Raw genomic sequence first — 12677 nt, forward strand, 5'->3', positions numbered from 1 at the left:
ATAACGGCCAAATGGCCGTCGCTTGGCCGTTTACATTTCGACGCCAGGTTCTATGATCTATGCATCATGGCGACCATCATCAAGCGTCCGTACGGGTACCAGCTAAGGGTCACTCATAAGCTTCTACCGAAGCCGCTTTACCATACCTTCGACGACTACGAAACCGCTGAGCGATACGGAAAGCAGCTGGAAGCGCTGCTGGCGCAGGGGATTGTGCCGGCAGCACTCCTAGAGAAGAAGAGCTCAAAGGGAGAGACTTGGACACTCCAGAGGTGCGTTGCCGAGTACCTGCGCCATAATTCTGTTCCTCTGTCCGACCGCAAGCTTCTGGACACACTACTTCCTAGTGTCGCTCTGATATCCACTAGCATGCTGAACTATGAATGGGCCGAGGCATGGGTGAGGGAGATGAAGCGCGACCAGCACCTAGCGCCGTCGACCATCAGGCACAGGCATGGCGCGCTTGCCAGGTGCCTGGACTGGATGATACGTAAGCACCCAGACATCATGGTAGCGAACCCGCTCCGGCTACTGAAACGAGGCTTCTCGACATACACTGAAGGCGACGCAGAAGTGCTTGCAAAGGCTGGCAAGCTGCCGCGCTACGATGAGCAGCGCGATCGACGGCTCCATGAAGGCGAGGAAGAGTGTATCCTCGAGAAACTTTCAGACTTGCCTGACGAAAGAATGCTTTTCCAGCTGGCCTTGAATACAGCTATGCGGCTCAGGGAGTGCTATACGCTCGAACTGTCCCAAATTGCCCTTCAAAAAAAGACAATCACGCTGGAGCGAACGAAAAATGGCGATAATAGGCAGGTGCCACTACCGAGTACGTTGATTCCGCTACTGTCGAACTACACGTCGGAAAAGAACCTAGATATCCAGCAGCGGAACCGCATAATTTTTCCATACTGGTCCGGCGAACGCGATGAGCGAGTTCTTGATAAGGTTACTGCTGAATTATCTGCCAAGTTTGCTGCAATTTTCCACGATGCCGGAAGCCCGGATTTACACTTCCACGATTTACGTCACGAAGCCACCTGCAGGCTTTTCGAACGGACCGCATTGTCGGATACCCTGATCGCCAAGATAACTGGACACCGGGACCCTCGCATGCTGAAACGGTATGCGAGCCTTCGGGGAAGCGATCTCGCCTCTCAACTGTGGTAGTTCGTCGTAGACGGTAATCCAGGCAGCAGTGGTGGGGCGCGGCGGCGAGTACGAGTCTTCAGCACCGCAACTGGCTTTGGAGGATCGCCTTCCTTGAAAAGGGCTTCGCTTTCACTTTCTCTCACGGCGCGACGCGCCTCCGTTTCGGCGGCAATGCGCCTGCGAAGAAAATCGAGTACGTCTTCTCTGAGAAAAATCCAGCCCTTGCCGATTTGTGCTCCGGGTAATTCACCTTTTCGAGCCAATTGCGAAATGGTTTCGGTCTTGGCGCCTAAATAAGCGGCGGCAGTCTGAAGGTCCATCGTTTCAAATGTCGTCATGGTGGCAATTTATCCGGTAATTATATTTGAGAATATCTGCAGCAAGATATAGGCGCTGACGTAGTATTTAATTCGACGGCATAGAATGACTTTATCCGTTCGAGCATCACACTGCAATCTCGTCTTTGAGATTTTTTGTTTACGCTCAGGCTGCAACGACACTCAGTAGCCGACTAAAAATTCTAGTGATCAGGAATTTGACATGGCGATACTGTGCGGCAGTTCAATTGAGAAATTTGCAATGAAGTTCACCTCATGAATGCAATCTATATTGACAAGGGAACTGACCGCTGGATGCAACAAGGCGGGGAGAATTTTATCTTCGATTGCTAAAGAAGTAATCCCATGATGGACCGGTCAGGACGTGATGCTAGGAGCATTCGCGTGCGAATGAATAGGGCCTGTTCAACATTCTATGGTTGCAATAAAATGTTCGCTCTCTGCTAAAATACTGTATGAAAAAACAGTATTCGGTGGCGTATGGACGTTCATGTGGTTAAGATGAGGAAAGCTGGAGTCGAGATCGACCGGCGCGTGCTTGGCCAAGCTATCGGTCAGCGCGGCGTTTTGCTGATCATGGACGTCACCGATCAGGGACTACGGCGACCCTGCAAGGTTGCGAGACTTCTTCAGGATGGTCTGGTAAGGTCTGAGCTGTCCGACGTACACGTCGTCTGGCTCAACGAGCGACGCATGACGCTAACGGGGTTCGAGCGCGGAGTGGGTGAGGCAGGGCAGGTAGCCGACTATGCACAGTCATGGCTCATCACCTTCATCGAGCCCCGTTCGCTGAATGACGCAAGACATTGATCAGTTCTGCATGCTGTACTACAAGGTTTTGGCTGTTAGTCAATCTCGGTACGCGTTTAGGTCATCCACTGACTCCGGAAGGGTCGATATCAGTCTACAGACAACACTTGCCAGGAAAGCTGCACGGTGGCGTCCTGTTTCATCCAGATCCAGTGTTCCGCCAGTTGCCAGTACTCTCAGTCCGATCGCGGCATCAGCGAGGTCGCGATCGCCGCAGGAGTAGGTTGCAGTACTCAGTGCCAGTGCGCCGGCGATGAGTCGGGACCGATTTTCTACAGGGTGTGCATCAGCGAGATCGCGCAGCACCTTGACCGCATCCTGCAGGCTCATCTCACCGCTCCCTTAGAATAGCGGCGCACTCTCACGCGCTTGTTCCACGAATGCGCATCCAGCGGCATCTACGTCGACGCTCCAAGCTGATCGTTCCCGCCGATAGCGCACCAACTGCATCCGGTTTCGTCCACGGCCACGCATCCAGGTCGCCAAGCTTCAGGATTCCGGAGTTCGTTCACCCATCCTTGTGCGATGCCATCGAAGACAACAACGATGCCACCCCGTCCGGCGTAGCCGCGACGCGCTCGCCACTCCTGCGCAGCTTGTAGGTCTTCCATGGAGCCACCTCTTATCAAATCGGTTCTGTGTTGGACACGTCATCGGAGCGTTCGTTTCCTGCGTAGTCGTACCAGCCCCGCCTCCAGGAGCAGTAGACGCCAGGCTGCATAGGCGATCTTCGCGTGCGTACTCGATGACGGGGGAGCGAGCCAGCGCCGGACAGCCCTGCCATCCCGTACTCCCACCAGCGCCGCTACCTGATCGGCGGTCAATCCCAGCATGTCGATCACCACCCTGATATCTTCCGGCTCCGGAACTTGATAACCCTCGTCGGTATAAAGGCACAACGTCGCTGGTGCCGGCCCGGTCATGACTTCCGTACCGGGTGCTTGGCTTGCAGGAACGTAGGGGCCGCATACTCCGCATCGGCACGCCGCGACAACGTGCGTGGCTTGCTATATGAGCGATCGGTTCGACGAGCAGACTGTGGAAAACGCCCTGTGCCTCGGGCCTGCGCGTTGCAATCCATCGGGTCGAGTGTGAGGAAGGCATGGATCAGGGGCTCGTTCGCCAGCATGCGGCGTGCGACCATGGTCACGCAGTGGACGTCATGGCCCTGTGCACCCTGTAGAACGCCGTCGCAGTTCAGGCAGTAGACGTGCCCTCCGACCACTTCGGCATAGCCTTCCGCAATCTTCTCAACACACTGGCGCCACCCTTCCGGCGCCAGTTCGAGGTGCTGGGCGCTTAGTTCCGAGATCACTGATTGAACGGATCGAGGATCGACCGTGTTCATGATAATGACTCCTGTCGAGGCCTGGCCGGGGTGGCCTGGCATATAGACAGGATAGGTCTGAACGACCTAGCGCTCATTGAGGTGAATCAGGTCTTATCGACCTACCTTGACAGGTCTTCTGCGTTGTCGACGGCGTGTTCGCGAAGACGTTTTTTCACCTGCTCGACCAAGGCTCGTTGTATCTGGCGCCGCTCCGAATCAAGGGGAGCCATGTCCTTGGCGAATCGCTCTACCTGATCGGCCAGCTCGGAATCACCCTCGCGACGAAGTCGGACAGCATTTTCCGCGAGTTCACGCAGTACATCGCGCCGCCGCGCCGCCATCGCGATTTCCCATGGCTTCGGTTCGGTCCTGCCCTCGCGCAGTTCCTCTGCCGCAGCATGGAAGCGGGCCACCCTGGCTTGCGATGCATCGCCGGAACCGCGGGGGCCTGTAGCGTTCTGATACCGCTTTTGGATATGCCACTCGGCGCTGCTAACCGCCTTGCGCGACCGTCCACGCTCGGCGCGCGAAGTCGCGTTCGCGTCGATGCCGCGTGCGCGCAGCTCCGAGGCAAACAGTTCGCGCCAGGCGCGCAGGTCGGTCTTGCGGATGTGGATCCGATTCCCATCCTCGTCCTCTGCCCGCAGGATCAGGTGGACGTGCGGGTGCTCGGGAGCGTCCTTCGCTGGATCAGTCTCATGCGTATGTAGCGCCATGAGGTATTGGTGGCCCTGGAAGCTTGCTTGCGCGACTGCCTGGGCCGCTTCAAGGACCTTCTCCGGGTCGGTCTTGGCCGGCATGGAGAAGATGATGTTGAACGAGGGATGCAGAGGCACGTTTTTCATGCCCTTCATTCGCTGCATGTCGAGGTTCCACGACGCATGCTTGTCGTGCACTTCTTCGCGTCCCTCGCTCCGTTCGCCGTGCTCGTCGAACGTCGGCAGCTGCCCATTACGCGAGATATACATCATGTAGCGCAGAACTCCTTCGATCGCGGCATGGTCGCTGTCTTGCGACCGACGGCTGCCCTTGACGTTGATGACGACTTCGGGGGCGCGCTTCACGGTGAGGCGCAACCCCTCCTTGATAGTGGCCCAGTCTCGACTGCGCCATGACTGCCCTGATCCCTTCGGCGAGTCAGCCGATACATTCCGAGTCGGCGGGTGGAAAACCAGTCTCTTGATGCTTGGCCGTCGACCAGGGCGAGCGTCGCCCAGTGGTTCATGCTTCTGCATCGCACACTCCCCATCCACGTACGTTCGCCTGCATCAGGTTTCTGACGGCGGAGGATTCGAGGTCTATGATCATTTTGACCAGCTCGAAATCGAGCGATGTCACGAGGTGTGCATGCTCCAGCGACGCATTCAGCTTCCTGGCAATCTGGTTGATGTTCCGGCCCAAGTCCGCTAACTGCCGTGCCACTTGCCGAACGGCGTTGATTTCGGCCTCACAAAGCACCGGGGAGTTTGTAACGTGTGCGCGGAAGAGGTTCGCAAGATATGTCCCTCGATACCAAAGCCGTTCCTGCGCCAGTCTTCCCAGTTCTTCGAAGTAGAAGGGCTCAAGACGCACAAAGACCTGCTCCGTCTTCGCTTCGACCTCTTTCGCCTGCATGGTCATCGGCGGCACCGAAGGCGTTTTTCCTGCCGCCTTGTCCGTTACAACACCCTGCGCGAGAAAGTCGCCGATGATGGCCGCGGCCAGTCGCGAAGAGGTCGTGCCGCGTGACCGCGCTTCCAGATCGAACTGCGCTTTTATCTCGTCAGTGACTATCGTGCCTATCTGTGCCATTTGCATCCTCCACAAATTTCTGATGGTTGCGAATCGACTTCGGTATAGTCCTGGCCGCGCTGGGCCTGACGGTTTTGTCTTGCTTGCGGTTTTAGGTCTTAGGCAGGATAGACTGTCGTCTTAAATGCTTAATCTCTTCGAGATCAAGCATTGGTCCTCGCCCTTCGGGCTGCGGGCGCACAGCTTAGATGTCGCGAACAATCGTGGTCCCCTCGGGCGCCACAAGGCGCAATGCCGTGTCATAGAAGACCGAAGCGGCGGTCGACGTTAGAGCGAGACCAGCGCCGGACAACATTGGTATCTGCAGATCGGGACGAAACAGCGCGCAGAACGCAAACACGACGACTCCGATGGCGGCCGCTACACCTGCGACCGGAAGGAAAACTCGCCCGACCAGAAGCAACAGCACGTAAAGAGAGAACTTGACCACTGCAAACATGCTCCTAGCGGCAACTACCAGCAGCGCTTTCGTCGTTTCCTTCACGGTAAGCTCCTTGTCGATCGGATGGCGCAACGTCATCGACTTTTCGAAAACTCCAAATCCGCCAACCTCACTTCGGTTCTTTCACCATCAACAGCAATCGTCACTTTTGTTTCCGGCGATACCGTTGCATCGCGACCCATGTAACGCACCGGAATCTCCTCGCTAGTAGCGTCGCCGTTCCAAGCCGGATTGGTGGTTGACGGGTTCGCGCCAGATGACTTGCGAGACGGCGCTGGCGTCGAGGCCGCAGGTGAGGGAGGGCTCCGCAAAATTACGTCATGACGTAATCCGCCGCTCGTTGAAGGCGGATCGCCGGACTGCTGTTCTTCACCACCGCAGTTCAACGTAGGCTCGTCACGCTGAGGGCATGCAACGATTACGTCATGACGTAATCGCGCACGCTCCAAAGCGTCCTGAACATTATTTGAGCCGGATTCATCTCCTGCCTGGTCATCGGCACGAGTCCTTGTTTCGAGCGTGCTATTAGGCAATGCGATCTCGCTCTCCTGCTGTGAAACGGCCCCGATTACGTCATGACGTAATCCCTCCAGCAACTCCCTGATTGAATCCCTTGTAATCCTCGCACCACCGAGGCACCACGCATCGACCTGCTCCGGAAACTCGTCATGCGCGCGACGCAAGTCGTACAGAGTCCGCGGCGATCGAACCGCGTTCGCATATGCCCCGTGTACGCAATGCGGAGCATCGACCAGAGCCAGATGTTCCGTCACATAGTTCAGTCCTTCTTTCCCGAGCCGCTGCGCGATCGCGGTCTTCGACTGACCCTCATCGAGTTTACGCTTGATGAAGCCTGCGATCGCCCAGATCGACAAGTCACTACGGTGCAAATTCTCGGCAACCTGGTCGTAGCTATCGAAGTTTGGATCGATAAAATAGGGAATCGTGGGGAACCCTGCAGCTTCGGCCGCATCGTACCTGCAATGCCCATGATTGATCACCCACGTATCCGGCTCCGATGGATGAGGGCGGAGCGAAATCGGCGACTTGATACCACGCTGCCGGACGTTTTCGTTCAGCTCGATCTGCTGCTGCTGTTCGTCCGGCGTACGAAGGTGCAGCGGCGGTCGAGGATTCTCCGGATCCCTGACAATCTTGGAAAGCGGCATCTCGGGCGGACGGCCGTCGGCGTGCGGCGGTGCCTTGGCAGCCTGTTTCAATGCGGTCAGCGCCCTCATGTCAGGACCTCGTTCGTGTCCATCAGCTTCTTAAAATAGGCAAAGACAGTAAGGATCTCCTTGCCAGCATCGCGAGCCGCAGTCTTGACATGATTCCCGTCGTCGCTGCGCAGTCTCCACACGGGCACCCTCGCGCAGACCGCTTCGCGATAGGCCTGCCGGTCCGTGATGGCGTACGGGACCATCAAATCTCCATGTTCCTCAAGTAGCCGGCCGAATTGCTTCACCTGAAACGGCTGACGCGGGTCGTACTCATTCACCAGGATGCCAAGGAAGGTCAGCTTTTCATTGCGCATGCGCGGATCCGTGTGCGTTTGTACTCCACCAATACGTCCAATAGTCTCAACCGATTCCCGGATACTGTGCTCATCAATCTTGGTTGGAACTGCTACAAAATCGGATGCAATCAGAAATGCGTTGGCAATACGACTATTGGCACCTGCAGTGTCGAAAACGGCATATTGGTAGTGCGGTTCCAACTCCGCTAACCGTGCTCGCAAATTGATGACTAACTGCAGGTCATCGGTCGTAGATTCTTCAATCTCGCGGAGTGCTTCACGATCCGAGGCGATTAAGCTGAGCATCTTGGATGGCGCCGTTGTATTAAGTGGAAGATTGCCGAACAGGTGATGAGTACGGATTCCAGGTAATTCGTATTCAATCATCATGTCATTGGTGTCTTCCTGTTCATCGCCATTAATGATCAGCGTGGAATTGCCGGCTTCAGCCAAGCAATGCGAGAAATTGCAGTTGGTATTTGTTTTCCCAACTCCGCCTTTCTGATTTACAGCAGCGAACTTCTTCATCTTCGCCTCCTCTGTAGCACATCCGCAAGCTCTTCCACAACTTCCGCGTATTCCGCTGGAAGCACTACCTCTACCGTCCTCCACCCCTCTGGCCGAATACCGTACTTGAGATGAGCCGCCCAGGCGCGTGCAACCATCGCACTGACGGCTTCTTTACTCATTCCCAGTTCTGCGGCGATATCTTTTTGCATGATCCCATCAACCAAAATCCGGCGGATTGCTTCGATATTCTTGCTGCTAAATTTATTTAAGTGAATGCGGATGGAGTTGAATTCAATTTCTGTGAGTTTCTTTTTGTGTCTCACGATTCCGCTCCCTCTCGCACCATTTAGTGCTGTGTCTACTATATATAACTTAAATGTTAAGTCAACATAGTAGGTTTGCGTTTACTCAAAGTGGACTATTAAGTCATTGGATAACTTTTGGATCAATGTATGAAACGAAGCTGCAACTATTATTTCCCCAGGGATTTATTCATCATAACGAGTTCAAAATTTTGGCCCGCTTTTCTTATTTGGGGGAAATTACTTATGTGGGAGTTTCGTAAGTTCATTTTTTTCCTAGTTGGATGTTCCGCTAATGCGCTAGCTCAGTCTTCCTATCCAGTTATCGACAATAAAACTCAGGAAGCACGAGATCAGGAACGTCACCTGATCCTCAACACGGAACTGTTGGCGGAATATCAAGAATTTTGGAAGACCACGGGTGCGTTGGCTGCAAGCCCAACACCGGAGCTCGCAGCAAAAGCGCATCGTCATGACGAGAACATCAAGGCACTCCAGAGAGAGCTCCGTAGCGCCGACGCAGGACGGAAGCCCCCGAATGCGCCGCTACGTGTCGTCGTTAGGGCGGAACGCCAGGCAGGGCCGAGAGGCGGAGCCGGGGCCGCCACCTATTGGAACCCCTACAACCGCGCGACCAATGACAGGTCGCCCAACGTTTCTTCAACCACCCTGAGGAGGGACGCACCATGAGTACCAAAACCGATCGTGCACTCGCTGCCGCCATGCTAGCTGGCCTGTGTGCGCTGCAGGTGTCGACAGCATTCGCCCAGTTCACCGGAACCGGTACGCAGGCCACGAACTGGGTCGTGGAACTGCTGACCCCTATCATTCCGCTGGCCGCTGCCGTGGTCGGCGTCCTGGCCTGGACCGGTCGTGTCAACTGGGGCTGGTTCCTCGGTGCGATCGTCGGAACCATTCTGTTCTTCGGCCGCGACCAGGTAGTCAGCATGCTGCGCGGCTGGACGGGAGCCTGAGATGGACGTCGAGGACGGCGTCAACGTCGACACGCTCGCGGTCGGACTCACCCGGCCCTCGACGATCCTCGGCGTGCCTTACGGGGCCGTGATGCTCAACCTGCTGGTGTCGGTCGAGACCTTGTCCGTGACCGAAAACCTGATCTGGCTGCTGATGTGCATCCCGGTCCACGGAATCTTCTATCTCGTTACGCTGAAAGATCCGCGCACGTTCGAGCTGATCGGGCTGTGGGCGCGGACCACTTTCGGCACGCTGATCTCGTCAAGATGGTACTGGGCGGCCTCATCTTACAGCCCCCTGACGTTCAGGGACCGGCCGGGATTCTTCAAACGGTGGCGCCTCCAGCGTCGCCAGCAGCAGGGAGAGCGATCATGAGTATTTCAGAGAGACGTCGCGAAGCGGTGCGACGCGAAACCCCCGCCGCCAGGCACATACCGTATCAAGGGCACCTGACACGCAACATCATCGACACTATCACCGGTGAGTGCCTGTGCGTGCTGCGCCTTGCCGGCGCAGCCTTCGAATGCGCTGACGACGACGTGATCAACAACCGCCACGACCGCCTCAACCGCGTGATGATGGGCCTGGCCGATCCGCGCATCGCCGTCTGGCAGCACATCGTGAGACGGCAGGAAAACCAGTACCCGGAGGGTGAATTCGCTCCTGGCTTCGCGCGGGAACTCAATGACCGCTTCCGGACAAAGGTGAGCGCCGAACGGCTCATGGCGAACGAGCTGTACCTGACAATCGTCTTGCGTCCCCACGGGTCGAGGACCGAAAGCGTGCTTGCCGCATTATTCTCCGCGAGGAGTGCGGAAGAGATCAGGCGCGCCAGAACTAGGCAAGTGGCCGAGCTGGAGCGTATCGTGACCGATCTCGTTGCAGCGCTGGCCTACTACGAAGCTGAATGCCTCGAGCTGTACGAGCGCAACGGTGTCCTGTTCTCGGAGCCTGCGGAGCTATTCAATTTCCTCATGACCGGGAAGTGGGAACGCGTTCCCTACGCCCCGGTACCGTTGAACCGACTGATTGGCGGCATGCGGCCGGTTTTCGGCGACGAGTCCGTCAAGGTCCTCAATCCGGACAGTACCCACTTCGGCGCCATGCTTGGCATCGAGGCCTATCCGTCGGAAACCAACCCAATGTTCCTCGACGACCTGCTGACGCTGCCGTTCGAGCTGGTGGTCACGCAGTCCTTCGAGTTCCACGCCAAGGATGCGGCGCTACTCAAGATGCAGATGAGAGGCCGTCGCATGGAGAACGTCGGCGACGCGGCGCAGTCGCAAATCGACGAAATTCCCGAACTCGCTGACGACCTGGTCTCCCGGCGCACTGTGCTGGGCGCGCATCACTATAACGTGCTGGTGAAGGCAGAGAGCCTGGAACAGCTGCAACAGAACGTCGCGGACGCCCGGAGCGTCCTAATCGACGCCGGCATCAAGCCCGCGCGCGAGGACCTGGTCGTCGAGGCAGCCTACTGGGCACAGCTGCCGGGCAACTTCGCGATGCGTCCAAGGCTATCGCCGATCAACAGCCGCAACATGTGCGGCTTCGTCCCGCTGCATAACTTTCCTACCGGGCGACGTAGTGGAAACCATTGGGGGCCCGCGATCACGATGCTGGTGACCGCGGCCGGGACGCCGCACTACTTCAACCTGCATGCCTCCGACCCCAAGGCCAAGAATGGGGGCAACAAGAAGGACGTGGCGAACACCCTCGTGATGGGTCCTACCGGTTCGGGCAAGACGGCGACCGTCACATTCACGCTGACAATGATGCAGAAGTTCGGGATGACGTCGGTGCTGTTCTCGACCGACCGCGATACCGAGATCGCAGTGCGCCGCCTCCATGGAAAGGTATATCGGCTCCGGCTGGACGAACCGACCGGACTTGCTCCGTTCGCGCTCGACCCGGACGAGGCGGAGACTCGCCGACACCTGCAGATACTGGTCCGCAAGCTGGTCAGCCGGCCGGTCGTGTCCGAGGCCGGTGTCGAAGTCGACAGCAAGCCGCTGACCGTGCAGGAAGGAAAGGACGTCGACAAGGCGATAGACGCTGTCCTTCACATGCAGCCAAGGGAGGTCCGGCAGCTCGGGCGGGTGCTCGACTTCCTGCCGAAAGGGGAGGTCTACGACCGGCTAGCCCGCTGGTGTCATGCGCGCGAAAAAGGAAGGGAAGACGGGCCGCTGGCGTGGGTTTTCGACAACCCGGTCCCCAGGATCGCCAGCGAACTCGGAACGGCTCCCATCACCGCATTCGACACCACCGCATACCTGGACGATCCGGAACTGCGCACGCCGATCAACATGCACCTGCTGCACCTGGCATCGCGCCTGGTTGACGGCCGGCGTTTCGGCCTGTTTGTCGCGGAATTCTGGAAGCCGCTGGGCGACAGCCACTATGCTGCCTACTTCAAGAAGGCCCTCAAAACTGTGAGGAAGCTGAACGGCTTCGTCGTGCTCGACACACAGTCGCCCAGCGATGCTCTAAGGCTAGAGATTTCGCGCACTCTAGTCGAGCAGTGCCCGACGCTGATCCTGTTCCCGAACCCGCAGGCGGACCGGAAGGAGTACCGCGAATACCTCGGCTTGTCCGAGCGGGAATTCAAGCTGATCAAGACCGACCTGCCGGAGGGATGCGGCATGTTCCTGCTTAAACAGGGCCGGCACTCAACCGTCGTCCGCCTCCCCCTGGACGGCATGGACGACGACATGGCGGTCCTGTCGGCGCGCACCACCAATCTGGCCCTCATGGACCGCCTGATTGCGCAGTACGGCGAGGACCCCGATGCCTGGGTTCCACGCTTCAATGAGGAAAGGAAATCATCATGAAAATCCGCACTCTAGTGCTCGTCTCCCTCATGGCAGGGACGTCGTTGCAGGCCCATGCCCAGTGGGCGGTGATCGACGCCGCAAATCTCGGCCAGGCTACCCAGCAAGTGAAGGCATGGGCCGAGCAGTACAAACAGATGCGCGCCCAAATCGATAGCATGACAGCGCACTACAAGGCCATGACGGGAAATCGCGGGATGGCGACGCTGCTGCCAACGGTGGCACCGTCGCTCCCCCCCGACTGGGCAATGGCAATGCGAAACTTGTCCTCGCTGGCCCAGCAGATTCGGCAGTCACAGGCTGTCCTGACACCTGAACAGGCTGTCCACATGACGCAGCAACTCCAGCAGTTTCTGGCCCAGGCCCAGGATTTGTCGGCCGCGAACCAGGCCATGGCGCAGATCGCATTTAATGACGCCGCTGCCCGTCAGTCGCGCCTGCAGACACTCACAGCGACGTTGGCCACTGCCGAGGACCCAAAGGCTGCCTATGACCTGGCTAACCGGATCGCCATCGAGCATGCGGCATTGGTCAAGGACCAGAACCAGCTGGAGGCGGCGGCCAGCGCGGCGACAGCCCAGGACCGGGCGCAGCGCCTCATGATCAGCCAGATGCGCGCCGCATCGGCTGGTACTGCGATCCCGCGGTTCGATATGCCGCAGCCTTGACCACCATTCCCA

15 protein-coding genes are annotated in these 12677 nt (G+C 57.7%); 6 read left to right on the forward strand and 9 right to left on the reverse strand.

Going from position 1 to position 12677, the window contains the following annotated elements; genetic code table 11:
• The first annotated feature begins 66 nt into the window (after positions 1-66).
• Entirely contained in the window at positions 67-1170 is a 1104-nt protein-coding gene (locus LO55_RS15880) for a site-specific integrase (RefSeq protein ID WP_071362189.1), read from the forward strand.
• Here LO55_RS15880 and LO55_RS25890 read toward each other — a convergent pair.
• From LO55_RS25890 to LO55_RS25910, 9 genes are all read right to left on the reverse strand, one after another.
• Positions 1158-1490 carry a helix-turn-helix domain-containing protein gene (locus LO55_RS25890; RefSeq protein WP_083415346.1) on the reverse strand — a complete coding sequence of 111 codons (333 nt, stop codon included), beginning with the start codon at positions 1488-1490 and terminating at the stop codon, positions 1158-1160. The genes LO55_RS15880 and LO55_RS25890 overlap by 13 nt on opposite strands.
• 849 nt (positions 1491-2339) lie before the next feature.
• Complete coding sequence (locus LO55_RS26380; protein ID WP_143054527.1) at positions 2340-2630, reverse strand: hypothetical protein; 291 nt, start codon at positions 2628-2630, stop codon at positions 2340-2342.
• A gap of 589 nt (positions 2631-3219) precedes the next feature.
• Positions 3220-3648 (reverse strand): hypothetical protein, encoded by a 429-nt coding sequence (locus LO55_RS15895; RefSeq protein WP_143054528.1) that lies wholly within the window; start codon positions 3646-3648, stop codon positions 3220-3222.
• A 101-nt stretch (positions 3649-3749) separates the two neighbouring features.
• On the reverse strand, positions 3750-4694 hold the full coding sequence (locus LO55_RS15900) for a relaxase/mobilization nuclease domain-containing protein (protein WP_143054529.1): 945 nt from the start codon (positions 4692-4694) through the stop codon (positions 3750-3752).
• A gap of 157 nt (positions 4695-4851) precedes the next feature.
• Positions 4852-5421 (reverse strand): plasmid mobilization relaxosome protein MobC, encoded by a 570-nt coding sequence (locus LO55_RS15905; RefSeq protein WP_177185532.1) that lies wholly within the window; start codon positions 5419-5421, stop codon positions 4852-4854.
• A 184-nt stretch (positions 5422-5605) separates the two neighbouring features.
• Entirely contained in the window at positions 5606-5941 is a 336-nt protein-coding gene (locus LO55_RS15910; RefSeq protein WP_071362195.1) for a hypothetical protein, read from the reverse strand.
• Positions 5938-7101: a ParB/RepB/Spo0J family partition protein gene (locus LO55_RS25900; protein ID WP_083415348.1), complete on the reverse strand. Its 1164-nt coding sequence runs from the start codon at positions 7099-7101 to the stop codon at positions 5938-5940. The genes LO55_RS15910 and LO55_RS25900 overlap by 4 nt, the downstream gene beginning before the upstream one ends.
• Entirely contained in the window at positions 7098-7907 is an 810-nt protein-coding gene (locus LO55_RS25905; protein WP_083415349.1) for a ParA family protein, read from the reverse strand. The genes LO55_RS25900 and LO55_RS25905 overlap by 4 nt, the downstream gene beginning before the upstream one ends.
• Positions 7904-8212 carry a TrfB-related DNA-binding protein gene (locus tag LO55_RS25910; protein WP_177185533.1) on the reverse strand — a complete coding sequence of 103 codons (309 nt, stop codon included), beginning with the start codon at positions 8210-8212 and terminating at the stop codon, positions 7904-7906. Before LO55_RS25910 ends, LO55_RS25905 begins: the two co-directional genes overlap by 4 nt.
• 129 nt (positions 8213-8341) lie before the next feature.
• On the opposite strand from LO55_RS25910, the gene LO55_RS26385 reads away from it, so the two are divergent.
• From LO55_RS26385 to LO55_RS15935, 5 genes are read left to right on the forward strand one after another with little or no spacing between them, the layout of a single operon-like run.
• The gene (locus tag LO55_RS26385) at positions 8342-8881 is read left to right on the forward strand and encodes a hypothetical protein (RefSeq protein ID WP_143054530.1); all 540 of its coding nucleotides are present in this window, start codon (positions 8342-8344) and stop codon (positions 8879-8881) included.
• Positions 8878-9165: a TrbC/VirB2 family protein gene (locus tag LO55_RS15920; RefSeq protein ID WP_071362197.1), complete on the forward strand. Its 288-nt coding sequence runs from the start codon at positions 8878-8880 to the stop codon at positions 9163-9165. The genes LO55_RS26385 and LO55_RS15920 overlap by 4 nt, the downstream gene beginning before the upstream one ends.
• A 1-nt stretch (position 9166) precedes the next feature.
• A complete protein-coding gene (locus tag LO55_RS15925) occupies positions 9167-9541 on the forward strand; it encodes a VirB3 family type IV secretion system protein (RefSeq protein WP_071362198.1) in 375 nt (124 codons plus the stop codon).
• Complete coding sequence (locus tag LO55_RS15930; RefSeq protein ID WP_071362199.1) at positions 9538-11997, forward strand: VirB4 family type IV secretion/conjugal transfer ATPase; 2460 nt, start codon at positions 9538-9540, stop codon at positions 11995-11997. Before LO55_RS15925 ends, LO55_RS15930 begins: the two co-directional genes overlap by 4 nt.
• Positions 11994-12665, forward strand: a complete 672-nt coding sequence (locus tag LO55_RS15935) for a type IV secretion system protein (protein ID WP_071362200.1) — start codon at positions 11994-11996, stop codon at positions 12663-12665. Before LO55_RS15930 ends, LO55_RS15935 begins: the two co-directional genes overlap by 4 nt.
• Positions 12666-12677 lie beyond the last annotated feature (12 nt).

The sequence above is a fragment of the Massilia timonae genome, assembly GCF_001866515.1.
GTDB lineage: Bacteria > Pseudomonadota > Gammaproteobacteria > Burkholderiales > Burkholderiaceae_D > Telluria > Telluria timonae.

What these genes read in the sequence shown, in the direction of transcription:
- LO55_RS15880 (WP_071362189.1), top strand. Translation starts at nt 67, where the DNA reads ATGGCGACCATCATCAAGCGTCCGTACGGGTACCAGCTAAGGGTCACT.
- LO55_RS25890 (WP_083415346.1), bottom strand. Translation starts at nt 1,490, where the DNA reads ATGACGACATTTGAAACGATGGACCTTCAGACTGCCGCCGCTTATTTA.
- LO55_RS26380 (WP_143054527.1), bottom strand. Translation starts at nt 2,630, where the DNA reads ATGAGCCTGCAGGATGCGGTCAAGGTGCTGCGCGATCTCGCTGATGCA.
- LO55_RS15895 (WP_143054528.1), bottom strand. Translation starts at nt 3,648, where the DNA reads ATGAACACGGTCGATCCTCGATCCGTTCAATCAGTGATCTCGGAACTA.
- LO55_RS15905 (WP_177185532.1), bottom strand. Translation starts at nt 5,421, where the DNA reads ATGGCACAGATAGGCACGATAGTCACTGACGAGATAAAAGCGCAGTTC.
- LO55_RS15910 (WP_071362195.1), bottom strand. Translation starts at nt 5,941, where the DNA reads ATGACGTTGCGCCATCCGATCGACAAGGAGCTTACCGTGAAGGAAACG.
- LO55_RS25900 (WP_083415348.1), bottom strand. Translation starts at nt 7,101, where the DNA reads ATGAGGGCGCTGACCGCATTGAAACAGGCTGCCAAGGCACCGCCGCAC.
- LO55_RS25905 (WP_083415349.1), bottom strand. Translation starts at nt 7,907, where the DNA reads ATGAAGAAGTTCGCTGCTGTAAATCAGAAAGGCGGAGTTGGGAAAACA.
- LO55_RS26385 (WP_143054530.1), top strand. Translation starts at nt 8,342, where the DNA reads ATGAAACGAAGCTGCAACTATTATTTCCCCAGGGATTTATTCATCATA.
- LO55_RS15920 (WP_071362197.1), top strand. Translation starts at nt 8,878, where the DNA reads ATGAGTACCAAAACCGATCGTGCACTCGCTGCCGCCATGCTAGCTGGC.
- LO55_RS15925 (WP_071362198.1), top strand. Translation starts at nt 9,167, where the DNA reads ATGGACGTCGAGGACGGCGTCAACGTCGACACGCTCGCGGTCGGACTC.
- LO55_RS15930 (WP_071362199.1), top strand. Translation starts at nt 9,538, where the DNA reads ATGAGTATTTCAGAGAGACGTCGCGAAGCGGTGCGACGCGAAACCCCC.
- LO55_RS15935 (WP_071362200.1), top strand. Translation starts at nt 11,994, where the DNA reads ATGAAAATCCGCACTCTAGTGCTCGTCTCCCTCATGGCAGGGACGTCG.